Raw genomic sequence first — 22,286 nt, 5'->3', positions numbered from 1 at the left:
AGGGGCGCGAAGCGCCCCCCAGGATTCACATCAACGCGACAGGTAGACTGTCAGCGTCTGCCCCGGCTTGAGCGCATGCCCGCTACGCGGATTCCAGCGCTTGAGGTGTTTCATCTCGACGTTGAAACGCTTGGCCACCAGGTAATACGAGTCACCCTTGCGCACCTTGTACTGGGTGGAACGCTGCTTCGCATCGGCCACGCGCTTGGCCGCCGCGCTCGGCGCGTTGCCGCCACGCAGGGCCAGCACCTGGCCGACCTTGAGGCTGTTGCCGCGCAGGCTGTTCCAGCGCTGGATGTCCTTGACCGCGACGCGGTTGGCCTTGGCGATGCTGCCCAGGTTGTCGCCACGCTTGACCCGGTAGCTGCGCGCCGCCGGCGCCCTGGCATCGGCCAGGGCGGCCTGGAACACGGCCTTGTTCGGCTGCAGGGCGACCAGTTCCTCGGGCTTGAGGTTGGACATGCGGTCGCTGAGCAGCTGCGCCTTGGCGGTGGGCACCAGCAGTTGCTGCGGGCCGTCCACGGTCATGCGTTTCTTGAAGGCGGGATTGAGCTGGATCAGCTCGTCTTCGTCGATGTCGGCGAAGGCCGCGACGCGGGACAGGTCGAGGCGGTCGTTGATGGCGACGGCTTCGAAATAGGGCTCGTTGGCGATCGGGTTCAGGTTGATCCCGTAGGCGGCAGGGGTGTTGACCACCTGCGACAGGGCCAGCAGCTTGGGCACGTAGTCGCGGGTTTCCTGCGGCAGCGGCAGGTTCCAGTAGTCGGTCGGCAGGCCCAGGCGCTCGTTGCGCTCGATGGCGCGGCTGACGGTGCCTTCGCCGGCATTGTAGGCCGCCAGGGCCAGCAGCCAGTCGCCGTTGAACATGTCGTGCAGGCGGTTCAGGTAGTCCAGTGCGGCGTTGGTCGAGGCGGTGACGTCGCGACGGCCGTCGTAGAAGTTGGTCTGGCGCAGGTTGAAGTGACGCCCGGTGGACGGGATGAACTGCCACATGCCGGCGGCATGCGCGCGGGAGTAGGCCATCGGGTTGTAGGCGCTCTCGATGGCCGGCAGCAGGGCCAGCTCCAGTGGCATGTCGCGTTCTTCGAGGCGTTCGACGATGTAGTGCAGGTAAAGGCTGCCGCGCTCGCCGGCGTTCTCGAGGAACGACGGGTTGCTGGCGAACCACAGGCGTTGCTGTTCGATGCGCGGGTTGACGTCCATGCCGTCCTGCAGGGCGAAGCCCTGGCGCATGCGCTCCCAGACGTCCTGGGGCGGTGCTTCCTTGGGCTTGACCACCAGCGGCGCGGGTTTGTGCTTGATCCGCGCCTGGTAGTTGTGCGCGCGAACGCTGTCGGATTCGTCGAGCTGACGGGTGCTCTGGCAGCCGACCAGGGTGGCGGCCAGCGCCAGTGCACTGATCTGTGCCAGTCGCGTCAGGGCGACCGAATGAGCGGTTCTGCGGCTAGGGGAAGACATCGGCTGGAACGGTTATCCGGGCAAAAAAGTTGGGCGATTCTAGAAACCGGCCCCGGCCGGGTCAACCTTTGGGCGTGTGTCACGATATATCTTGAGGTTATCAGAACACGTCTTTCCAAGACCTCAAGGCAGCAAAAACAGTGGCTTGGGTAGGGTTGGAATGACCCTTCCATTCGTCTGCTTTTTGTTTAACGAATGTTTCAGCGGTGCGCAAAAACGGGTTGGTCAGGCGCTCGAGGCCGATGGTGGAGGGCAAGCTGATGCGATTGTCGGCGCGCAGGCGGGTAACGTCTTCGAAGCGTTGCAGAACGTGCGGGTTTTCCGGCTCGACGGCGCGGGCGAAGCGCAGGTTGCTCAGGGTGTACTCGTGGGCGCAGTACACTTCGGTCTCGGCGGGCAGGGCGGCCAGGCGCTGCAGCGAATGGTGCATCTGTTCGGGTGTGCCTTCGAACAACCGCCCGCAACCGGCGGCGAACAGGGTGTCGCCACTGAACAGTAGCGGCGTGGGCGATTGCGCAGTGTAATAGGCGATATGGCCGAGGGTGTGGCCGGGCATGGCCATGACCTCGAAGGTCAGGCCCAGTGCCTGGACCTGCGCGCTGTCCTCCAGGGCGACGTCGCGGCCCGGGATGCGTTCGCTGGCCGGGCCGTAGACGGTGGCGCCGCTGGCCTGCTTCAGGGCTTCGACGCCGCCGACGTGGTCATGGTGATGGTGGGTGACCAGGATCGCCTCCAGCACCCAGTCGGGATGCTGGCCGAGCCAGGCGAGCACCGGCCCGGCATCGCCGGGATCGACCACTGCGCAGCGGCGATTGGCAGTATCCTGTAACAACCAGATGTAGTTGTCGTTGAAAGCGGGTAGGGCATCGATCTGTATCATGTGCGGATCCGTATCGCCAAGCCTGGACATTGGGGGCATCTTAGCCGCGATGGCGCGGCCGGAGAACCTTCGAGGGAGAACGCAATGACCGACCAAGCCTTCGCCCAGGCCGACCCCGACTGGGTCGAACTCATCAGCCTGGCCCGCGACTGGTTCAATGGCCCCCTTGGGCAGTTGATGCTCAAGGAAGAGGAAAAGTTGCTTGAAGAAGAGCTGCGGCGCTTCTTCGGTGGTTACCTGGTGCACTACGGCCCCTGCGCCGAACCCCCGCCCAATGCGCCACAGGTGCAGCGCAACGTGCGCCTGGGCGCGCCGTTGCCGGGGGTGGAGATCGTCTGCGAGGAGCAGGCCTGGCCGTTATCGGAGCATGCCGCCGACGTGGTGGTGCTGCAGCATGGCCTGGACTTCAGCCTGTCGCCCCATGGCCTGCTGCGCGAGGCGGCCAGCGCGGTGCGCCCGGGCGGCCACCTGCTGATCGTCGGCATCAACCCGTGGAGCAGCTGGGGGCTGCGCCATTTCTTCAGCCAGGGCGCCTTGCGCAAGGCCCGCTGCATCTCGCCGTCGCGGGTCGGCGACTGGCTCAACCTGCTGGGCTTCGCGCTGGAGAAACGCCGCTTCGGGTGCTATCGTCCGCCGCTTGCCTCGCCGGCCTGGCAGCAGCGTCTGGCCGGCTGGGAGCGGGTGGCGGGGGGCTGGCAGAGTGCCGGGGGCGGCGTCTACCTGCTGGTGGCGCGCAAGATGGTGGTCGGCCTGCGGCCGCTGCGCCTCGAGCGCCGCGAGCCGATGGGCAAGCTGTTGCCGCTGCCATTGGCCAAGGTCAACCGCAGCGCCACCCACCCCGATTCCGAAAAGCACTGAACACGAGTGGTACATGAGCGATAGCGTCGAGATCTACACCGATGGTGCCTGCAAGGGCAATCCCGGCCCGGGCGGCTGGGGCGTCCTGATGGTTTTCAAGGGCGTCGAGAAGGAACTGTGGGGCGGCGAACGCGAGACCACCAACAACCGCATGGAACTGATGGCCGCGATCGAAGGCCTGAAGGCGCTCAAGCGCGAGTGCGAGGTGGTGCTGACCACCGACTCCCAGTATGTGATGAAGGGCATCAACGAGTGGATGACCAACTGGAAGAAGCGTGGCTGGAAGACCGCCGCCAAGGAGCCGGTGAAGAACGCCGACCTGTGGATGGCCCTCGATGAACAGGTCAACCGGCACAAGGTGACCTGGAAGTGGGTGCGTGGGCATATCGGCCACCCGGGCAACGAGCGGGCCGACCAGTTGGCCAATCGTGGGGTTGATGAGGTTCGCGCGCAACGTTGATTGTGTTGCGGGCCATCGCGGGGCAAGCCCGCTCCCACGAGATGACTGCTGGCTGCGTGGGAGCGGGCTTGCCCCGCGATGACCGCAAAACGGCCCCGATTTCGTTATACTCCCACCCCGAATTCAAGCACCGCCAGTTGGAGTCCCCGCGTGGAGCAGCAGCAAGACAAACGGTTCGTCATCCTCGACACCGAGACCACCGGCATGCCGGTGGCCGAAGGCCACCGCATCATCGAGATCGGTTGCGTCGAAGTCGTGGGCCGGCGCCTGACCGGGCGGCACTTCCACGTCTACCTGCAGCCCGACCGCGACAGTGACGAGGGCGCGATCAACGTCCACGGCATCACCGACGCTTTCCTGGTCGGCAAGCCGCGTTTCGGCGATGTGGCCGAGGAGTTCTTCGAGTTCATCCAGGGCGCCACCCTGGTCATCCACAACGCGGCGTTCGACGTCGGCTTCATCAACAACGAGTTCGCGCTGATCGGCCAGCAGGACCGCGCCGACATCTCGCAGCACTGCCCGATCCTCGACACCCTGATGATGGCGCGCTCGCGTCATCCGGGGCAGCGCAACAGCCTCGATGCGTTGTGCAAACGCTACGGCATCGACAACTCCGGCCGTGAACTGCACGGCGCATTGCTCGACTCGGAACTGCTGGCCGACGTCTACCTGGCGATGACCGGTGGCCAGACCAGCTTGTCGCTGGCGGGGGATGGCGCACAGGACGAAGAGGGGCAGGGCAGCACCGGCAGTGAGATCCGTCGGATTAGCGGTCGTGCTGCCGGTAAGGTGATCATGGCCAGCGATGAAGAGCTCGAGGCCCATGCTGAGCGCTTGGCGGCCATTGCCAAGTCGGCAGGTGGGCCGGCGATGTGGCAGGTGCTGACCGAGCCGACCGCCAGCTGATCCAAAGACAGTACCGGCCCTATCGCGGGGCAAGTCGCAGCGGCGAACCGCCGCTCCCACGCCAGATTGTGCACGTTAGCGTGGGAGCGGCGGTTCGCCGCTGCGACTTGCCCCGCGATGGCATCAACTACCCTGAGGGAAAAGCCCGCAGAGGTAGCCGCCCGATGTACAAGGACCTCCAGTTCCCGATCCTCATCGTCCACCGGGCCATAAAGGCCGACAGCGTTGCCGGCGAGCGGGTGCGCGGCATCGCCGATGAACTGGCCCGTGACGGCTTCGCCATCCTCGCCGCCGCCGACCAGGCCGAGGCGCGGCTGGTGGCCGCCACCCACCACGGCCTGGCCTGCATGCTGATCGCCGCCGAGGGTGTCGGCGATAACAGCCGGCTGCTGCAGAACATGGCCGAGCTGATCCGCCTGGCCAGGCTGCGCGCCCCCAACCTGCCGATCTTCGCCCTGGGCGAGCAAGTCACTCTGGAGAACGCCCCGGCCGAGGCCATGGGCGAGCTCAACCAGCTGCGCGGCATCCTCTACCTGTTCGAAGACACCGTGCCGTTTCTCGCCCGCCAGGTAGCACGGGCCGCGCACAGTTACCTCGACGGCCTGCTGCCACCGTTCTTCAAGGCTCTGGTGCAACACACCGCGCAGTCGAACTATTCCTGGCATACGCCGGGCCACGGCGGTGGCGTGGCCTATCACAAGAGTCCGGTGGGGCAGGCATTCCACCAGTTCTTCGGCGAAAACACCCTGCGCTCGGACCTGTCCGTGTCGGTCCCCGAGCTGGGCTCGCTGCTCGACCACACCGGCCCCCTGGCCGCCGCGGAGGCGCGGGCGGCGCGCAACTTCGGCGCCGACCATACCTTCTTCGTCATCAACGGCACCTCCACCGCCAACAAGATCGTCTGGCACGCCATGGTCGGGCGTGGTGACCTGGTGCTGGTGGACCGCAACTGCCACAAGTCGGTGGTGCACGCGATCATCATGACTGGCGCCATCCCTCTCTACTTGTGCCCGGAGCGCAACGAACTGGGCATCATCGGGCCGATTCCGCTCAGCGAATTCACCCCGGCGTCGATCCAGGCGAAGATCCAGGCCCACCCGCTGGCCCAGGGGCGGTCGGCGAAGATAAAGCTGGCGGTGGTCACCAACTCCACCTACGACGGGTTGTGCTACCACGCCGGCCTCATCAAGCAGACCCTCGGCGCCAGTGTCGAGGTGCTGCACTTCGACGAGGCCTGGTTCGCCTACGCCGCCTTCCATGAATTCTTCGTCGGCCGCTACGCCATGGGCACGCCGCGCGGCGATGAGGGCCCACTGCTGTTCAGCACCCATTCGACCCACAAGCTGCTGGCCGCCTTCAGCCAGGCGTCGATGATCCATGTGCAGGACGGCGCCTCCCGCCAGTTGGACCGCGACCGTTTCAACGAGGCGTTCATGATGCATATCTCCACTTCGCCGCAGTACAGCATCCTCGCCTCGCTGGACGTGGCCTCGGCGATGATGGAGGGCCCGGCCGGGCGTTCGCTGCTGCAGGAGATGTTCGACGAGGCTCTGAGCTTTCGCCGGGCGCTGGCCAACCTGCGCGAGCATATCGCCACCGACGACTGGTGGTTCAGCATCTGGCAGCCGCCGCAGGCCCAGGGTGGCGAGCGGCTGGAGTCGGCGGACTGGCTGCTGCAGCCGGGTGCCGAATGGCATGGCTTTGCCGAGCTGAGCGACGACTATGTGCTGCTCGATCCGCTCAAGGTCACCCTGGTGATGCCAGGGGCCGGCGGCGGCGCGGGCGAGCACGGCATTCCGGCTGCAGTGGTCAGCAAGTTTTTGTGGGAGCGGGGGCTGGTGGTGGAGAAGACCGGCCTGTACAGCTTCCTGGTGCTGTTCTCGATGGGCATCACCAAGGGCAAGTGGAGCACGCTGCTCACTGAACTGCTGGAGTTCAAGCGCCACTACGACGCCAATACCGCGCTGGCCGAATGCCTGCCCAGCGTGGTGACGCTGCAGCCGTCACGCTACCAGGGGCTGGGGCTGCGTGACCTGTGCCAGCAACTGCATGCCTTCTACCGCGGCAATGCCACATCCAGGCAACTCAAGCTGCTGTTCACCCGTTTGCCCGAGGTGGCGATGACCCCGGCCGAGGCCTATGACCGGATGGTGCGCGGGGAGGTGGAGGCGGTGCCGATCGAACAACTGCTGGGCCGGGTCGCGGCGGTGATGCTGGTGCCGTACCCGCCGGGAATCCCCTTGATCATGCCGGGCGAGCGCTTCACCGAGGCGACCCGCTCGATTCTGGTCTACCTGGACTGTGCCCGGGCTTTCGACCAGGGCTTCCCGGGCTTCGTCGCCGATGTGCATGGCCTGCAGTGCCAGGGGGCGCTGTACACCGTCGATTGCGTCAAGGAATACGAATGATCTCGACGCCGGTCTGGGCCAGCTCGAAGCGGTCGTCACCCAGGTGGTTGACGCGGTCACCGATAGCCAGGCGATAGCTGGTAACCGGCGCGCCGAGGGTGCTGCCGTCGGCCTGGAGGGTGGACTCCTGGAACTCGTGGACCGGGTAGATACGGCCTTCGGCGTCGCGGGCGTGGAACTGGCCGACCATTACTGCTGCCATTTAGGTGGAAACCTCTGAATCGTGTAGGAAATGTCTGTAGGCATAGACCAGTGAAACGCCCGGGAAGTTTTCAGCCGAATGGAAAAAAACCGCGAAGCCGAGGAACGGTCATCTATAACTAACAGGTCCCATTCCCAGAGCAGAGGTTGCAAAACGCCATGAGCCAGGTTTATTCGGTAGCGGTCGTCGTCGGCAGCTTGCGCAAGGAGTCCTATAACCGCAAGGTGGCCCGCGCGCTGTCTGAGCTGGCACCGTCCAGCCTTGCCCTGCGGATCGTCGAGATCGGCGACCTGCCGTTGTACAACGAGGATGTCGAGGCTGAGGGCGCGCCCGAGGCGTGGAAGCATTTTCGCGACGAGATCCGCCGCAGCGACGCGGTGCTGTTCGTCACCCCGGAGTACAACCGTTCGGTGCCGGGCGGGTTGAAGAACGCCATCGACGTGGGGTCGCGGCCCTATGGGCAGAGCGTGTGGGGCGGCAAGCCGGCGGCGGTGGCCAGCGTGTCGCCGGGGGCTATCGGCGGGTTTGGTGCCAATCATGCGGTGCGCCAGTCGCTGGTGTTCCTCGACATGCCGTGCATGCAGATGCCCGAGGCGTATATCGGCGGGGCGGCAACGCTGTTCGATGACAGTGGCAAGCTCAATGACAAGACCCGGCCTTTCCTGCAGGGCTTTATCGACCGGTTTGCGTCGTGGGTGAAACTGAATCGGGCGGTCTGACCTCCCGAAGTCATCGCGGGGCAAGTCGCAGCGGCGAACCGACGCTCCCACACCAGGCGGCATGTATGCTGGGGCGTGGGAGCGGGCTTGCCCCGCGATGTTTTTCGACATCACGCGCTCTGCGGCATCTCGCCCTTGGCCAATCGCCGGTTGATATCGGCAATCACTTCGGGCAGTTCGTTGATGGTGTCGATCAAGTAGTGCGGCCGCGATGCGGCGAACATCCCGTGGATCCGCTTGCGCTCGCTCTCCAGCTTCTCCGTGCTCAACGCCCGGTAGCCTTCCCAGGTCAGCCCCAGGGCATTGCCCGAGCACACCAGCGCCACGGTCCACATCCCGGCGCGGCGGCCTTCGAGAATCCCCGGCACGGTGTCGTCGACCTTCACGCAGGCAGCTACGTCATCGATGCCCAGGGCAATCACGTTGGCCAGCGCCTGGGCCGGCCACGGGCGGCCGTTCGGTGTCTCGTCGGTGGCCACCACATGGTCGGCCACGTAGCCGTTCTGCGCGGCCAGCTCGACCACCTTGTCCATCACCACCTTCGGGTAGCCCGAGCAGGAACCGATCTTCAGGCCGCTTTTGCGCAACCCGGTCAGGGTCTCCAGGGCGCCGGGGATCAGCGCCGAGTGCACGGCGATCTTCTCGATCTGCAGCGGCATGAAGCGCTCGTAGATGGCGGTGACGTCGTCGTCGGTGGGCGTGCGGCCGAACACCTTGCGGTAGCGCTCGGCGATCTCCGGCACGTCGCATAGGGTGCGGATATGGTCCCACTTGCCCATGCCCATCGGGCCACGGGCTTCTTCGATGGACACCTGCACGTCGAACTCGGCGAAGGCTTCGACGAAGATCTGGGTCGGGGCGAACGAGCCGAAGTCGACCACGGTGCCGGCCCAGTCGAGGATGGCGGCTTGCAGCTGGGTGGGGTTGCTGTAGTTCATGTGCGCATTTTCCTTGAATTGGGTGGGCAGAGGGTCAGATGTCCAGTACTTCCATTTCCCGCAGCACCTCGGCCACGGCATTGACGGCGGCCTGCATGCCATCGGCGCCGACCACGCCGATGCAGCCGACGCGGAAGGTCTCGACCTGGGTCAGCTTGCCCGGGTAGAGGATGAAGCCCTTGGCCTTGACCCGCTCGTAGAAGTCCTTGAACTGGTAGCGCGGGTCCTTCGGCGCGTGGAAGGTGACGATGATCGGCGCCTGGATGTCGGCGGGCAGGAAACTCTGCAGGCCGATTTTCGCCATGCCGTCGAGCAAGGTCTTGCAGTTATCGGTGTAGCGTTGGTGACGGGCGGGCAGCCCACCCTCTTCGTTGTATTGCTGCAGCGCTTCGTGCAGGGCAGCGACCACGTGGGTCGGCGGGGTGAAGCGCCACTGGCCGGTCTTGGCCATGTAGGCGTGCTGGTCGTGCAGGTCCATGGCCAGGGAGTGGGCGTTGCCTTCGGCGGCGGCCAGGGCGGCTTTCTCGGCGAAGACAAAGCCCATGCCTGGCACGCCTTCCAGGCACTTGCCGGAGGCGGCGATCAGCGCTTCGAAGGGGATCTGGCGGGCGTCGATCGGCAGCGCGCCGAACGAGCTCATGGCGTCGATGATCAGGCGCTTGCCGTGGCGCCGGATCACCTGGGCGATCTCGGGCAGCGGGTTGAGGATGCCGGTGCTGGTCTCGCAGTGGATCAGCGCCACATGGGTCACGGCGGGGTCGGCGGCCAGCAGGCGGTCGACGTCCGCGGCGGTGGTCGGCTGGTCCTCGGCGGTCTCGAAGGTGCTGTAGGCGCGGCCCAGCACCTTGCAGATCTTCGCCAGGCGCTGGCCGTAGGCGCCGTTGATCAGCACCAGCACCTTGCCGTCACGGGGGACCAGGGTGCCGAGGGCGGCCTCGACGGCGAAGGTGCCGCTGCCTTGCAGGGGCACGCAGTGGTGGCTGGCGCTGCCGTCGATGATGGCCAGCAGTTGTTCGCACACGCTGGCGGTCAGCTGGTTGAAGTCGCGATCCCACGACCCCCAGTCCACGAGCATGGCCTGGCGGGTGCGGATCGAGGTGGTCAATGGACCGGGGGTCAGCAGGATCGGTGCGTTGCTCATTCCGTGGTTCCTCACTATGCGGTGGGCTGGAAACTAGTGGGGCTAGGTTGCAATTCGCTGTGTCATCAATCAAATTGTTTGTAGATATTCCAGCCATAAGTCAGGCCGATAGATATGAACCTGTTCCAGCTCCGCGCCTTCGACGCCGTCGCCCGCGAGGGCAGTTTCACCCGCGCCGCCGAGCGCCTGTTCATCAGCCAGCCGGCGGTGACCGGGCATGTAAAGGCGTTGGAGGAGCACTACCAGATCACCTTGCTGCGCCGTACCGCCCGGCGGGTCGAGCTGACGGAGGAGGGTGCGCGCCTGGCGGCCATCACCCGGGCCATGTTCGGCCTGGCCGAGGAAGCCCAGTCCATGCTCGAGGCTAACCGGCAGTTGCTGACCGGGCGCCTGGAGGTGGCGGCTGACGGCCCGCACCGGGTGATGCCGATGCTGGCGCAGCTGCGCGAGCGCTACCCGGGTATCACCGTCAACCTGCGCCTGGGCAATGCCCAGGAAACCCTGGCCGCGTTGTTGTCGGAACATGCCGATGTGGCCGTGCTGACCGAGATCGAGCCGCGCAAGGGCCTGCACCTGCAGGCGTTGTGCGAGTCGCGGTTGTGTGCACTGTTGCCCGTGGGGCATGCGTGGACGGATACCGGGGGAGACTTGCCGCTGGCCGAGCTGGACAGGCAGATCATGGTGCTGCGCGAGCCCAGTTCGACCACCCGGCGCACCTTCGACAAGGCCTGCGCCGACGCGGGTGTGCAACCTAGGGTGCTGCTGGAGCTGGACAGCCGCGAAGCGGTCACCGAGGCGGTGGCGGCGGAACTGGGCATCGGCGTGGTGTCCTCCACCGAAGTGGCCCATGACCCGCGGGTGGTGGCCCGCCCCCTGGCCGGTCAGGGCCTGGTCAACCAGCACATGGTCGGTTGCCTGGAGCGCCGTCGCGAGCTGCGCCTGATCCAGGCGTTTCTCGGGCTGGCGGCTGCCGCGTGATGGCTGTTTCGAGCGCGACGGCCTAAGATGGCCGGCCTACAGCCGACGGGACCGTCGATGAGCGAGAAAGACACCATTTCCATGCAGCTGGTGCGTGAAGCGCTGTTGCAGACTTGCCCGGCGGGCCAGCCCGATGTCGGCTTGCTGGTCCGGGCGGGCATCGAGATCGGCCGGCTCGACCTGCCCGAGGCGCGGGTCAGCGCCGAGGCCTATGCCCGCCTGTGGCGCCTGTTGGCTCGTCGTTGCAACGACGAGTTCTTTGCCATGGATCCGCGCGGCCTGCGTAGCGGCAGCCTCGCGTTCATGTGCCGGGCGAGCATGGCGCAGCCCACCCTTGGCGCTGGTCTGGAGGTTGTGCTGGGGTTTCTGGCGCTGATGCTCGAAGACCTGCAACCGAGTCTGGTCCGCCAGCAGAGCCTGGCAGAGATCGTCATCAACGAACCGCTGGAGCAGCCACGGCGTGCGTTCACCTACTTCACCTTCTGGATGATCGTGCATGGCGTCGCCTGCTGGCTGGCCGGCCGGCGGATTCCGATCCTGGCCATCGAGCTGCGCTGCCCCGAGCCGCCGTTCTGCGACGATTACCGGGTCATGTTCTCGCAGAATCTGACGTTTGAGCGTCCACGCACGCGCATGATCATCGCTGCCGATTGCCTGACCCTGCCGATCCGGCGCACGCCGCAGGAGTTGCAGCGGTTCCTGGCCGAAGCGCCGGGCAACATACTGGTCAAGTACCGCGACCCTGGCAGTCTGGCGCTACGCATTCGTACGACATTGCTGGAGATCGAGCCAGGCGCATGGCCGGATGCGCAGACGGTGGCGCAGAACCTGTGCATGTCGGTGGCGACCTTGCGGCGGCGCCTGTCCGAGGAAGGGCACAGCTACCAGGGCATCAAGGACAGTTTGCGTCGAGAATTGGCGATCACCTGGCTGGCCGAGCCAGCGCTTGGCCTTGCCGACGTCGCGCAACGCCTGGGCTTTGCCGACGCCAGCTCGTTCTACAAGGCATTTCGCAAGTGGTTCGGTTGCAACCCAGGCCATTACCGCAACCTGATCATCCAAGGCGAAATGCCGCACCGGCTGGCGCCGTTTCCCTCTGTGCCGGGTGGGGCGAGCTGACTAGTGTCGAGGGTTCTGAAACCGCAGGATGCTTCGTCATGTCAGCAACTACAACGCCCCAACCAGCAGCGACGGTCACGCCACACGCGATCACGGACGACTTCATCAAGGCGCAACTGCCTGATTGGCTCAAGGAGGCCAAGGCCGAGCAACTCGATGCCTTGTGCGATTGCCTCAAAACTCACGATACCAACGCTCGTCAACTGGCTTTGGCGACCCAAGCGCTGCTGTCGCCACAGCAGTTTGCCGAACAGGTGTTCCACCCGCTCCTGGCTGATCTCGACAAAGGCACGCATGAAGTCAAGGCACTGCAGTGGCTGGATATTCGGCAAGGCACTTCGGGGCTCTTAAGCGCGCCCTCCGCGGTGCGTTGGGGACTGCGCGCTCCCGCCTTGTTGCGTTTGATGCAGGGATTCGAAGAGGGCGCGCAGTTCTTCTCCGGTAGTGGCGTCGTGTGCCCTGGCAGTAACACGGTGCTGTCCGGCGACGCCGACGATTTTGCCGCGCGTTGCAGGGCGCTGGACGCTGGCAAGCAGTATCAAGATCTACTCGACCGGCAGTTCGATGGGGCGACTGTGGCGCTGCTGACCCGTCACCAGCGTTCGGGGTTTGCCCTGGCGTGCCAGCACGCACTGGTGCAGGGCCATTTGTCCGAGTCTCAGCATGCCGCGTTGCAGCATTTGATCCATGACATGCCCAGCCTGTCGGAGGCGCCGCTGCGCTCCAATGCCGGCGAGTTGCGCATGCTCGATTGCACGCTGATCAACGCGCTGCTGATTCAACTGTACGACAAGGCAAACAAGGCGGCCGGCGTGGTGCTTTACCTGCCGGTCGATCACCAGCAACCACTGCGTTGCTTCGATTCGTTCGAGTCGCTCTCCGAGCACCTGGTGGCGGCGCTGCGAGAGCAGGACTTCAGACGCCGTGTGCGTGGCCTGGTGACCCTGCACGAGCAGCCTGACTTTCTGGAAACCATGCTCAAGCGTTTGTCCGACGATGTCCCCGACCTCAATCTGCAACGCCGCGCGGCTCAGGACAACAATGTCTTCGCATTGCTGGCGCGCAGCCAGGTGGCGCGAATCAAGGCCGATGGTCGATTGCTGCTGGTGTGCGCCGCCGACGCTGACCACGCGGCCGCTGATCGCCGTATCAAGCGCTGGGAGGGGGTCGGGCTCGCTTTGCTGGGTGTCGCGGGCATGGCGGTCCCTGCCATTGGCATGGTGCTGCTTGGAAAATTGTTGGTGGACACCCTTGGCGAGGTCTATGCCGGGGTGGGGGACTGGCAGCAAGGCCATCAGCACGAGGCCTTGGACCATATGATCGAAGTGGCCAAGACGGTCGCGGTGACGGCGGTGACTGGGGCCGGTGTGGCGTTGGTCGCCCGTGGTTTCGCTGGCAGCGCCTTCGTCGACGCGCTGGAACCTGTCGAACTCGTCGATGGCAAGCAGCGGCTGTGGAACCATGACTTGAGTGTCTACGAGTCGACGCCCGAGCAACCGGTGTTGCAGGAAAACGGCCTCTACGCGGTCGGAAACCGACGCTGGTTGCACGTGGACCGGCGTTACTACGAAGTCCGGCAGACGGCCCCCGAGCAGCCCTGGCGCTTGTGTCATCCCCACGACCAGGACGCGTTCGCGCCAAGCATCGAGTACAACGGCGAACGCTGCTGGCGCATCTGTCTGGAGCGCCCGCTGGAGTGGGATGATAGCTGCGCCATGCTCAATCGTCTGTGGCCTCATCAGGTGCCGCTGGACCCGCAGCGTGCCGAACAGATCCTGACGGTGGCGGGCGTCGACCAGGACGAGCTGCGTGGTGTGCTGGTACAGAATCGGCCCGCGCCGGTCAACCTGCGCGACACGCTGCGTCGCTTCGAGGCCGATGCGCGTGTCACCGCGGTATTCAAGGCTGTGAAGGCCCCGGGCGCGACGCTGGAGGATGCCCAGGTGCTGGCGTGGTGCCGTACCCGGCCAGGTATGCAGGCTGTGGATGCACCTGGCGCAGCGGTGTGGCTCGCCGACCGGCAAGCCGAAGTGCAAGCGCTGCTGTTTGAGCATCTGGCGCGTATCACGCCCCCGGGCAACCCATTGTTCACGCTGGTGAAGCGGGACTTCCCGGGCTTGCCTGACGCTTATGCCGAGGAGGCGGTGCGAGAATGCGATGCGGTGGTCGAGCAGGTGGCCAGGGTCGAGGCACGAGTGCCTTACACGGTCGCAACCAAGGTACGCTCGCTGTTGCAGCTGGCGCGGCTGAACCGGGCAATGGAAGGGTTGTACCTGAACAGCGCCTACTGCGAGGATGCTGGCCTGTTGGTCATGCGACTGCTCGAGAAGCTGCCGATGTGGCCGACCCGAGTCGGTCTCGAGCTGCGCGCCGAGGATGGCCGTATGCTGGCGATCACCAATCCGGCGGTGGCGAGTGATGCGAGGATCGTGCTGGCTCGACGAGACGGTGCGATGCGCTTGTATGACGCGCAAGGCATGCAACGTGACTCCGAGGTGGCCGCGCCGGGGAATCTGTTCCAGGCGATCATCGCCGCGCTCGACGAGAGCCAGCGAAGTGCGCTCGAGCTTGAGCCGAGTGACCCTGCGCAATCGCTGCGCCTTGCGTTGATCAAGGCTTTACCGGAAAAACGCAGCGACTGGTACTCATTGCTTGACATGCAAGCGTCCACGCCATGGTTCAACCCTGGAAAAAGGTTGCCTGACGGCCGGGTCGGTTACACGCTCGGTGGGCGGTCTTCGAGAAACACCGCGCGCAATGGCATCACCATCCTCAGAGAGCGCATTCGCGCGCTCTATCCCGTGCTCGACGATGCCCAGGTCGAGAGCAAGGTCGCGCAATTGCGACGTGATCCGCTGGGCCGCAGCCCGCTTGAGGCGTTGTTGTACGAGGAGAGCAACTACAACTTGCTCGACATCGCGCTGCGTGAATGGGCGCAAGCGCATGCGCCATCGGCGTCCCCGGGATTGCGTGGCATCGTGGCCAGGCGCCTGCGTGAAGCGTGGCGCTATGAAAGTGAAGTGATCTACAGCAGGGAGGGAGAGGTGCGGGGCCGGGTGCTCGACCTGAGCAATTGTCGCATTCAGGAACTGCCCAGACTGCCGGAACAGGTAGACCTTACGCACATCACCAACCTGGTAATGTGCCGAATGGCGCTGAGGGAAGTGCCTCACAGGTTTTTGCGGTGCTTCGATGGCTTGCGTTTCCTGAATGTGAGCAACAACCAGTTGATCGCGCTGCCATCGAGCATCGCACAATGCGGGAACCTGGTTGAACTGCGAGCCTCCGGCAATCGCATTGAAATGGACGCGGCGGATGAGCGGTTGCTTTCGCAGATGTCACGCTTACGGACGATCGACCTCAGCAATAATCCGATTCGCCTGCTGAACCTGCATTTCAATGAGCCGACGCAATTGCGGCACCTGGACGTGAGCCGTTGCCGGTTGCGGACGATGCCTGCCGGATTGCAGGACTGCGCGTTTCTGTCACTTGCCGACCTCAGTGGCAACCAGATCCGGACTGTGCCCGCCGAGGTGCTCAGCATGCCCGCGGCGTTCAGGTACCGGTTGCGCACGGACTTCAACCCGATGTCATTGCAGGTGCGCCGCGAGCTTTACTGGATGGACCCGGTTCACAACCATGGGGAGGAAATCGTCCAGGAGCGCATCTTGACGCCTGCCAAGGAGCGCTGGGTTGCGCTTGCGCCCGAGGATGAACAGGGGCGCAGCAGGGCCCTGTGGGAGCGCCTGGCAGGGATGGAAGATAGTCGAGAGTTGTTCCGTTTGCTGCGCTCACTCACCGAAACGGCGGACTTCCGTTCTGCCAGTACCTACCTCGCCGGCCAGTTGTGGGAGTTGTTGCAGGCCATCGACGGTGACGCGGCCTTGCGTGAGCTGATCTTCGCCGACTCCAGCGAGCCAGGCGAGTGCGTCGACAGGATCGCTGATCGTTTTAGCGCACTGATTATCCAGAAGATGGTGCACCAGGCCACGGCGAAGGCTGCGACCGGCAAGGGCGGGGAAGAACTGCTCAAGCTGGGCCGGCAGTTGTTCCGGCTGGAGCAAGTGGACTTGCTGGCCAGGAATGAGGCTGCGCGAAGAGAGATGGGGGGTGTATACGTCGATGTGCTCGAAGTGGTGATCGGCTATCGCATCGCGCTGACCAAGGCGCTGGATTTGCCAGGGCAGCCAAGGAACATGCAGTTCGTGGCATTGGCGGGCATCACCGACGATCTCGAGCAGACGGTATTGGCGGCGGTGAAGGCCAGCGAGACGGACGAGGCATTGGCAAAAAGCCTCGCGGGGCGCGATTTCTGGCGCAAATATGTGGAGGCACGGCACCCGGCGCTGTTCGACGAGATCCTCGAACGCGCCGGCGCGGAAGGCACCAGGCTCGACGAAGACAAGAGCCTGAGCAGCGCGGAGTATGACCGTCGCTGGCGTGTGCTCAAGGTCACGCGTGAACAGGAGGAATATGCCGTGACGATCCAGCTCGCCCACGAGGCCTTGATCATGCAATCCGCCGGGCAACCGCTCGATCCGGTCTAATCCGCTCAGCCCGATTGACAGCTTTGGCCATTGCCGGATGAGCTGACCGGCGCGAACATCGTCAGACCGATGTGCACTCCAACAATAAGAAACCAGGAGTCTGACGATGCGCGATTATGCCGAGGCCGCTCGTTCGTTCGACCATGCCCGAGCCGCTGCCGCGGCGTTGCATGGCAATCTCGAGGCCCTCAACGCCTGTGTCGAGTGCTGCGACCGCCACAGCGGCAGCGACAAAACCGCCCTGGTCTGTGAAGACCGCGATGGCAACAGCGAGCGCTATACCTTCGATCAACTGCAGGTCCTGGCCGCACGCTTTGCCAACGTGCTCAAGGCCCAGGGCGTGGGGGCCGGCGACCGCGTCGCCGGGCTCATGCCGCGTACTCCCGAACTGCTGGTGACCATTCTCGCCACCTGGCGCCTGGGCGCGGTCTACCAACCGCTGTTCACCGCTTTCGGCCCCAAGGCCATCGAGCACCGTCTCGAGCAGTCCCATGCCAAGGTGGTGGTCACTGATCGCCACAACCGGCCCAAGCTCGATGAGGTGGAGGACTGCCCGATCCTCGTCACGGTCGGTGCCGCCGAGGGTGAGCTGGACTTCCACCGCAGTCTCGAGACTGCCGCCAGCGATTGCGCGCCGGTGATGCGTAACGGCAACGATCCATTCCTGCTGATGTTCACCTCGGGCACCACTGGCCCGGCCAAGCCACTGGAAGTGCCATTGCGCGCCATCGTCGCGTTCCAGGGCTACATGCGCGACGCCATCGGCCTGCGAGCGGACGACAACTTCTGGAACCTGGCCGACCCCGGCTGGGCCTACGGCCTTTACTACGCGGTCACCGGGCCGCTGTCGCTGGGCCACGCCACCACCTTCTACGACGGCCCGTTCAGTGTCGAAAGCTGTGCGCGGGTCATCGACAAGCTGGGCATCACCAATCTGGCGGGCTCGCCCACAGCCTACAGGCTGCTGATCGCGGCGGGCAGCGCGTTTGCGGCGCCGATCAAGGGGCGCCTGCGGGTGGTCAGCAGTGCCGGCGAACCGCTCAATCCGGAAGTGATCCGCTGGTTCGCCGACGAACTTGGGGTGACTATCCACGACCACTACGGCCAGACCGAGCTGGGCATGGTGCTGTGCAACCACCATGCGCTGGCGCACCCGGTGCACCTGGGCTCGGCCGGCTTCGCCATTCCCGGCCACCGCATCGTGGTGGTGGACGAGCAGGGCAATGAACTGCCTGCCGGCCAGCCTGGCATTCTCGCGGTGGACCGCGAGCAGTCGCCGCTGTGCTGGTTCGCCGGTTACCACGGGCTGCCAACCAAGGCGTTCGTTGGCAGGTACTACCTGTCCGGCGACACCGTCGAGCTCAACCAGGATGGCAGCATCAGCTTCGTCGGCCGCAGCGACGATGTGATCACCACCTCGGGCTACCGAGTCGGCCCGTTCGATGTTGAAAGCGCACTGATTGAGCACCCGGCGGTGGTCGAGGCGGCTGTGATCGGCAAACCCGACCCGGAACGCACGGAGCTGATCAAGGCCTTCGTGGTGCTCGCCCACGGTTATCAGGGCAGTACCGAACTTGAGGAAACCCTGCGCCAGCACGTGCGCCAGCGCCTCTACGCCCACGCCTACCCGCGTGAAATCGAATTCGTCGGCGAGCTGCCCAAGACCCCGAGCGGCAAGCTGCAACGCTTCATCCTGCGCAATCAGGAAATCGCCCGACAACAAGCCGCGCAGCCGATCGCTGCGGGCGCCTGAAGGAAGACCGACATGCACATCACTCAAAAGAACTTCATCGTCAGCGGCGCGGCCTCGGGCCTGGGCGCCGCCACCGCGCAGATGCTCATCGAGGCTGGCGCCAAGGTCATGCTGGTCGATCTGAATGCTGCGGCGGTTGAAGCCAAGGCCGCCGAGCTGGGCGCCAATGCCCGTTTCGCGGTGGCCGACATCAGCGACGAACAGGCCGCCAAGGCGGCGGTCGATGCCGCTGTCAGTGCTTTTGGCAATCTGCACGGACTGGTCAACTGCGCGGGTATCGTCGGCGCTGAGAAGGTCCTGGGCAAGAATGGGCCGCATGCCCTGGGCAGCTTCGCCAAGGTCATCAACGTCAACCTGATCGGCAGCTTCAACCTGTTGCGCCTGGCCGCCGCAGCCATGGCCGAAGGGCCGGCGGACGAGGGCGGCGAGCGGGGCGTGATCATCAATACCGCCTCCATCGCCGCCTATGACGGCCAGATCGGCCAGGCCGCCTATGCCGCCTCCAAGGGCGCCATCGCCAGCCTCACCCTGCCGGCGGCCCGCGAACTGGCGCGCTTCGGCATCCGCGTGATGACCATCGCCCCGGGCATTTTCGAAACCCCGATGATGGCCGGCATGACCGACGAAGTGCGTGCCTCGCTGTCCGCCGGCGTGCCGTTCCCTCCACGCCTGGGCCGCCCGCAGGAGTACGCGGCGCTCGCCCGCCATATCATCGAGAACAGCATGCTCAACGGCGAGGTGATCCGCCTCGACGGCGCGCTGCGCATGGCTGCCAAGTAAGGAGAACCGAACATGAGCCTGAATCACGATCCGATTGTCATCGTCAGCGCCGTGCGCACGCCGATGGGCGGCCTGCAAGGCGACCTCAAGAGCCTGACCGCGGCGCAGCTGGGCAGCGCGGCCATCCGCGCCGCCGTCGAGCGTGCCGGCATCGATGCCGGCAGTGTCGAGCAGGTGCTGTTCGGCTGCGTGCTGCCGGCCGGCCAGGGTCAGGCACCGGCGCGCCAGGCGGCGCTGGGTGCCGGCCTGGACAAGCACACCACCTGCACCACCTTGAACAAGATGTGCGGCTCTGGCATGCAGGCGGCGATCATGGCCCATGACCAGTTGCTGGCCGGCAGCGCCGATGTCATCGTCGCCGGTGGCATGGAAAGCATGACCAACGCCCCGTACCTGCTGGACAAGGCCCGTGGCGGCTACCGCATGGGCCACGGCAGGATCATCGACCACATGTTCATGGACGGCCTGGAAGACGCCTACGACAAGGGTCGCCTGATGGGCACCTTCGCCGAGGACTGCGCGCAGAAGGGCGACTTCAGCCGTGAGGCTCAGGACGCCTTCGCCATCGCTTCGCTGACCCGTGCCCAGGAAGCGATCAAGAGCGGCCGCTTCGCCGCCGAGATCGTTCCGGTGGAAGTCACCGAGGGCAAGGAAAAACGCGTCATCAAGGACGACGAGCAGCCGCCCAAGGCGCGCCTGGACAAGATCCCGCAGCTCAAGCCGGCCTTCCGCGAAGGCGGCACCGTCACCGCGGCCAACTCCAGTTCCATCTCTGACGGCGCCGCCGCGCTGGTGCTGATGCGTCGCTCAGAGGCTGAGAAACGCGGCCTCAAACCGCTGGCGGTGATCCATGGCCACGCGGCCTTTGCCGACACCCCGGCGCTGTTCCCCACCGCGCCCATTGGCGCTATCGACAAGCTACTCAAGCGCACTGGCTGGAACCTGTCCGATGTCGATCTGTTCGAGATCAACGAGGCCTTCGCCGTGGTCACCCTGGCGGCCATGAAGCACCTCGACCTGCCCCATGACAAAGTCAATATTCACGGCGGCGCCTGCGCCCTGGGCCATCCGATCGGCGCCTCGGGCGCACGCATTCTGGTGACCCTGCTGTCGGCCCTGCGCCAGAACAACCTGCGCCGTGGCGTGGCGGCCATCTGCATCGGCGGTGGCGAAGCGACGGCCATGGCGGTCGAGTGCCTGTACTGAGGTGAATCATGCTGGTAACTGAAGAACAACAACAGATCGCCGACGCCGTGCGCGACTTCGCCCAGGAGCGTCTGAAGCCGTTTGCCGAACAGTGGGACAGGGAGCACCGCTTCCCCAAGGAGGCCATCGAGGAGATGGCCGGCCTGGGCCTGTTCGGCATGCTGGTGCCGGAGCAGTACGGCGGCAGCGACACCGGCTATGTGGCCTATGCCATGGCCCTGGAGGAGATCGCCGCCGGTGACGGCGCCTGCTCGACCATCATGAGCGTGCACAATTCGGTGGGCTGCGTGCCGATCCTCAAGTTCGGCAGCGAGGCGCAGAAGCAGCAGTTCCTGGCGCCACTGGCCAGCGGCTCGATGCTCGGCGCCTTTGCCCTGACCGAGCCCCAGGCCGGCTCCGACGCCAGCAGCCTGAAGACCCGCGCCCGCCTGGACGGCGATCACTACGTGCTCAACGGCAGCAAGCAGTTCATCACCTCCGGGCAGAACGCCGGAGTGGTGATCGTCTTCGCCGTCACCGATCCAGACGCTGGCAAGCGCGGCATATCGGCCTTCATCGTGCCCACCGATTCACCGGGTTACCAGGTGGCGCGAGTCGAGGACAAGCTTGGCCAGCATGCCTCCGACACCTGCCAGATCGTCTTCGACAACGTGCGCGTGCCGGTGGGCAACCGCCTGGGTGAAGAAGGGCAGGGCTACAAGATTGCCCTGGCCAACCTCGAAGGCGGGCGGATTGGCATCGCCTCGCAGTCGGTGGGCATGGCCCGCGCCGCATTCGAGGCGGCACGCGACTACGCCAACGAGCGGCAGACCTTCGGCAAGCCACTGATCGAGCACCAGGCCGTGGCCTTCCGCCTGGCCGACATGGCAACCAAGATCGCCGTGGCCCGGCAGATGGTGCTGCACGCCGCCGCCCTGCGCGATGCCGGACGCCCGGCGCTGGTGGAAGCCTCGATGGCCAAGCTTTTCGCCTCGGAAATGGCCGAAAAGGTCTGTTCGGACGCCTTGCAGACCCTCGGCGGTTATGGCTATCTGAGCGACTTCCCGCTGGAGCGGATCTACCGCGATGTGCGGGTCTGCCAGATCTACGAAGGCACCAGCGACATTCAGCGCATGGTCATTGCGCGCAATCTTTGAAGGAGCAGACTGCATGGCATTCGAAACCATCCTGTTGGACATCCACGGCAAGGTCGGCCTGATCACCCTCAATCGCCCGCAGGCGCTGAACGCGCTGAACGCGCAGATCGTCGGCGAGATCAACTTGGCCCTGGACCAGCTGGAGAAGGATCCAAACATCGGCTGTGTGGTGTTGACCGGTTCCGCCAAGGCCTTCGCCGCCGGCGCTGACATCAAGGAAATGGCCGAGCTGCAGTATCCGCAGATCTACGTCGAAGACCTGTTCAGCGATTCCGATCGCATCGCCAACCGGCGCAAGCCGATCATCGCCGCGGTGTCGGGCTTCGCCCTGGGCGGTGGCTGTGAGCTGGCGATGATGTGCGACTTCATCCTGGCCGCCGACAACGCCAAGTTCGGCCAGCCGGAAATCAACCTCGGCGTGCTGCCGGGCATGGGCGGCACCCAGCGCTTGACACGTGCCGTGGGCAAGGCCAAGGCGATGGAGCTGTGCCTGACCGGTCGCCTGATGGGCGCCGAGGAAGCCGAGCGTGCCGGCCTGGTGGCGCGTATCGTGCCTCAGGCCGAGCTGGTGGAGGAGGCGCTGAAGGTGGCCGCGACCATCGCCAGCAAGTCGATCCCGGTGAGCATGATGGTCAAGGAGAGCGTCAACCGCGCCTTCGAGGTCACCTTGAGCGAAGGCGTTCGCTTCGAGCGCCGGGTGTTCCATGCCGCGTTCGCCACCGAAGACCAGAAAGAGGGCATGGCTGCGTTCATTGCCAAGCGCGAGGCGCAGTTCAAGGACCGCTGACGGGAAGGGG

General features: G+C 65.2%; 18 protein-coding genes. 13 read left to right on the top strand and 5 right to left on the bottom strand.

The features are described from left to right. Nucleotides 1–30 precede the first annotated feature (30 nt). Nucleotides 31–1,458 carry a lytic transglycosylase domain-containing protein gene (locus tag AC25MA_RS24410; protein WP_028690526.1) on the bottom strand — a complete coding sequence of 476 codons (1,428 nt, stop codon included), beginning with the start codon at nt 1,456–1,458 and terminating at the stop codon, nt 31–33. Between the two features lie 100 nt (nt 1,459–1,558). Then, the gene (gene gloB / locus AC25MA_RS24405; protein WP_486972469.1) at nt 1,559–2,338 is read right to left on the bottom strand and encodes a hydroxyacylglutathione hydrolase; all 780 of its coding nucleotides are present in this window, start codon (nt 2,336–2,338) and stop codon (nt 1,559–1,561) included. A gap of 84 nt (nt 2,339–2,422) precedes the next feature. Here gloB and AC25MA_RS24400 point away from each other — a divergent pair, with 84 nt between their 5' ends. The 4 genes from AC25MA_RS24400 to AC25MA_RS24385 all read left to right on the top strand — a co-directional run bounded on the left by AC25MA_RS24400 (nt 2,423) and on the right by AC25MA_RS24385 (nt 6,970). Continuing rightward, complete coding sequence (locus AC25MA_RS24400; protein ID WP_028690528.1) at nt 2,423–3,196, top strand: class I SAM-dependent methyltransferase; 774 nt, start codon at nt 2,423–2,425, stop codon at nt 3,194–3,196. A gap of 13 nt (nt 3,197–3,209) precedes the next feature. Further along, nucleotides 3,210–3,656 carry a ribonuclease HI gene (gene rnhA / locus AC25MA_RS24395; RefSeq protein ID WP_028690529.1) on the top strand — a complete coding sequence of 149 codons (447 nt, stop codon included), beginning with the start codon at nt 3,210–3,212 and terminating at the stop codon, nt 3,654–3,656. A 150-nt stretch (nt 3,657–3,806) separates the two neighbouring features. Next, nucleotides 3,807–4,562 (top strand): DNA polymerase III subunit epsilon, encoded by a 756-nt coding sequence (dnaQ, locus tag AC25MA_RS24390; protein ID WP_028690530.1) that lies wholly within the window; start codon nt 3,807–3,809, stop codon nt 4,560–4,562. A gap of 164 nt (nt 4,563–4,726) precedes the next feature. Beyond that, a complete protein-coding gene (locus AC25MA_RS24385) occupies nt 4,727–6,970 on the top strand; it encodes an Orn/Lys/Arg family decarboxylase (RefSeq protein WP_486972468.1) in 2,244 nt (747 codons plus the stop codon). Here AC25MA_RS24385 and AC25MA_RS24380 read toward each other — a convergent pair. Further along, entirely contained in the window at nt 6,954–7,172 is a 219-nt protein-coding gene (locus AC25MA_RS24380) for a hypothetical protein (RefSeq protein WP_028690532.1), read from the bottom strand. The two genes, AC25MA_RS24385 and AC25MA_RS24380, sit on opposite strands and share 17 nt — an antisense overlap. Nucleotides 7,173–7,330: 158 nt before the next feature. Here AC25MA_RS24380 and AC25MA_RS24375 point away from each other — a divergent pair, with 158 nt between their 5' ends. Beyond that, the gene (locus AC25MA_RS24375; RefSeq protein ID WP_062363610.1) at nt 7,331–7,891 is read left to right on the top strand and encodes an NADPH-dependent FMN reductase; all 561 of its coding nucleotides are present in this window, start codon (nt 7,331–7,333) and stop codon (nt 7,889–7,891) included. A 110-nt stretch (nt 7,892–8,001) separates the two neighbouring features. Here AC25MA_RS24375 and phnX read toward each other — a convergent pair whose 3' ends face one another. Both phnX and AC25MA_RS24365 read right to left on the bottom strand, forming a co-directional pair. Then, a complete protein-coding gene (gene phnX / locus AC25MA_RS24370; RefSeq protein ID WP_062363608.1) occupies nt 8,002–8,829 on the bottom strand; it encodes a phosphonoacetaldehyde hydrolase in 828 nt (275 codons plus the stop codon). A 34-nt stretch (nt 8,830–8,863) separates the two neighbouring features. Beyond that, on the bottom strand, nt 8,864–9,970 hold the full coding sequence (locus tag AC25MA_RS24365; protein ID WP_207853048.1) for a 2-aminoethylphosphonate--pyruvate transaminase: 1,107 nt from the start codon (nt 9,968–9,970) through the stop codon (nt 8,864–8,866). 114 nt (nt 9,971–10,084) lie between these two features. Between AC25MA_RS24365 and AC25MA_RS24360 the strand changes: the two genes are divergently transcribed. The 8 genes from AC25MA_RS24360 (at nt 10,085) to AC25MA_RS24325 (ending at nt 22,276) form a co-directional block, all read left to right on the top strand. Further along, nucleotides 10,085–10,948 carry a LysR substrate-binding domain-containing protein gene (locus tag AC25MA_RS24360; RefSeq protein ID WP_069016217.1) on the top strand — a complete coding sequence of 288 codons (864 nt, stop codon included), beginning with the start codon at nt 10,085–10,087 and terminating at the stop codon, nt 10,946–10,948. A 57-nt stretch (nt 10,949–11,005) separates the two neighbouring features. Further along, nucleotides 11,006–12,067, top strand: a complete 1,062-nt coding sequence (locus AC25MA_RS24355; protein ID WP_069016216.1) for an AraC family transcriptional regulator — start codon at nt 11,006–11,008, stop codon at nt 12,065–12,067. 38 nt (nt 12,068–12,105) lie between these two features. Continuing rightward, nucleotides 12,106–16,614 (top strand): NEL-type E3 ubiquitin ligase domain-containing protein, encoded by a 4,509-nt coding sequence (locus tag AC25MA_RS24350; protein ID WP_486972467.1) that lies wholly within the window; start codon nt 12,106–12,108, stop codon nt 16,612–16,614. Nucleotides 16,615–16,720: 106 nt separating this feature from the next. Then, nucleotides 16,721–18,367: an acyl-CoA synthetase gene (locus tag AC25MA_RS24345; protein WP_028690538.1), complete on the top strand. Its 1,647-nt coding sequence runs from the start codon at nt 16,721–16,723 to the stop codon at nt 18,365–18,367. A 12-nt stretch (nt 18,368–18,379) separates the two neighbouring features. Continuing rightward, entirely contained in the window at nt 18,380–19,147 is a 768-nt protein-coding gene (locus AC25MA_RS24340; RefSeq protein WP_028690539.1) for an SDR family NAD(P)-dependent oxidoreductase, read from the top strand. A gap of 12 nt (nt 19,148–19,159) precedes the next feature. Next, the gene (locus AC25MA_RS24335; protein ID WP_182323532.1) at nt 19,160–20,353 is read left to right on the top strand and encodes an acetyl-CoA C-acyltransferase; all 1,194 of its coding nucleotides are present in this window, start codon (nt 19,160–19,162) and stop codon (nt 20,351–20,353) included. Nucleotides 20,354–20,361: 8 nt separating this feature from the next. Then, nucleotides 20,362–21,489, top strand: a complete 1,128-nt coding sequence (locus tag AC25MA_RS24330; protein WP_028690541.1) for an acyl-CoA dehydrogenase — start codon at nt 20,362–20,364, stop codon at nt 21,487–21,489. A gap of 13 nt (nt 21,490–21,502) precedes the next feature. After that, nucleotides 21,503–22,276, top strand: coding sequence for an enoyl-CoA hydratase (locus AC25MA_RS24325; RefSeq protein ID WP_028690542.1), 774 nt, complete (start codon nt 21,503–21,505; stop codon nt 22,274–22,276). The last annotated feature ends 10 nt before the right edge of the window (nt 22,277–22,286 follow it).

The sequence above is a fragment of the Pseudomonas sp. P65(2024) genome (assembly GCF_057480955.1).
Note: the sequence above shows the minus strand (reverse complement) of the source record. Positions and strands in the feature narration are given on the sequence as shown.

Excerpts from the sequence above, each read along its gene's own strand:
- AC25MA_RS24410 (WP_028690526.1), bottom strand. The coding sequence starts at position 1,458 with ATGTCTTCCCCTAGCCGCAGAACCGCTCATTCGGTCGCCCTGACGCGA.
- gloB (WP_486972469.1), bottom strand. The coding sequence starts at position 2,338 with ATGATACAGATCGATGCCCTACCCGCTTTCAACGACAACTACATCTGG.
- AC25MA_RS24400 (WP_028690528.1), top strand. The coding sequence starts at position 2,423 with ATGACCGACCAAGCCTTCGCCCAGGCCGACCCCGACTGGGTCGAACTC.
- rnhA (WP_028690529.1), top strand. The coding sequence starts at position 3,210 with ATGAGCGATAGCGTCGAGATCTACACCGATGGTGCCTGCAAGGGCAAT.
- AC25MA_RS24385 (WP_486972468.1), top strand. The coding sequence starts at position 4,727 with ATGTACAAGGACCTCCAGTTCCCGATCCTCATCGTCCACCGGGCCATA.
- AC25MA_RS24380 (WP_028690532.1), bottom strand. The coding sequence starts at position 7,172 with ATGGCAGCAGTAATGGTCGGCCAGTTCCACGCCCGCGACGCCGAAGGC.
- AC25MA_RS24375 (WP_062363610.1), top strand. The coding sequence starts at position 7,331 with ATGAGCCAGGTTTATTCGGTAGCGGTCGTCGTCGGCAGCTTGCGCAAG.
- phnX (WP_062363608.1), bottom strand. The coding sequence starts at position 8,829 with ATGAACTACAGCAACCCCACCCAGCTGCAAGCCGCCATCCTCGACTGG.
- AC25MA_RS24365 (WP_207853048.1), bottom strand. The coding sequence starts at position 9,970 with ATGAGCAACGCACCGATCCTGCTGACCCCCGGTCCATTGACCACCTCG.
- AC25MA_RS24360 (WP_069016217.1), top strand. The coding sequence starts at position 10,085 with ATGAACCTGTTCCAGCTCCGCGCCTTCGACGCCGTCGCCCGCGAGGGC.
- AC25MA_RS24355 (WP_069016216.1), top strand. The coding sequence starts at position 11,006 with ATGAGCGAGAAAGACACCATTTCCATGCAGCTGGTGCGTGAAGCGCTG.
- AC25MA_RS24350 (WP_486972467.1), top strand. The coding sequence starts at position 12,106 with ATGTCAGCAACTACAACGCCCCAACCAGCAGCGACGGTCACGCCACAC.
- AC25MA_RS24345 (WP_028690538.1), top strand. The coding sequence starts at position 16,721 with ATGCGCGATTATGCCGAGGCCGCTCGTTCGTTCGACCATGCCCGAGCC.
- AC25MA_RS24340 (WP_028690539.1), top strand. The coding sequence starts at position 18,380 with ATGCACATCACTCAAAAGAACTTCATCGTCAGCGGCGCGGCCTCGGGC.
- AC25MA_RS24335 (WP_182323532.1), top strand. The coding sequence starts at position 19,160 with ATGAGCCTGAATCACGATCCGATTGTCATCGTCAGCGCCGTGCGCACG.
- AC25MA_RS24330 (WP_028690541.1), top strand. The coding sequence starts at position 20,362 with ATGCTGGTAACTGAAGAACAACAACAGATCGCCGACGCCGTGCGCGAC.
- AC25MA_RS24325 (WP_028690542.1), top strand. The coding sequence starts at position 21,503 with ATGGCATTCGAAACCATCCTGTTGGACATCCACGGCAAGGTCGGCCTG.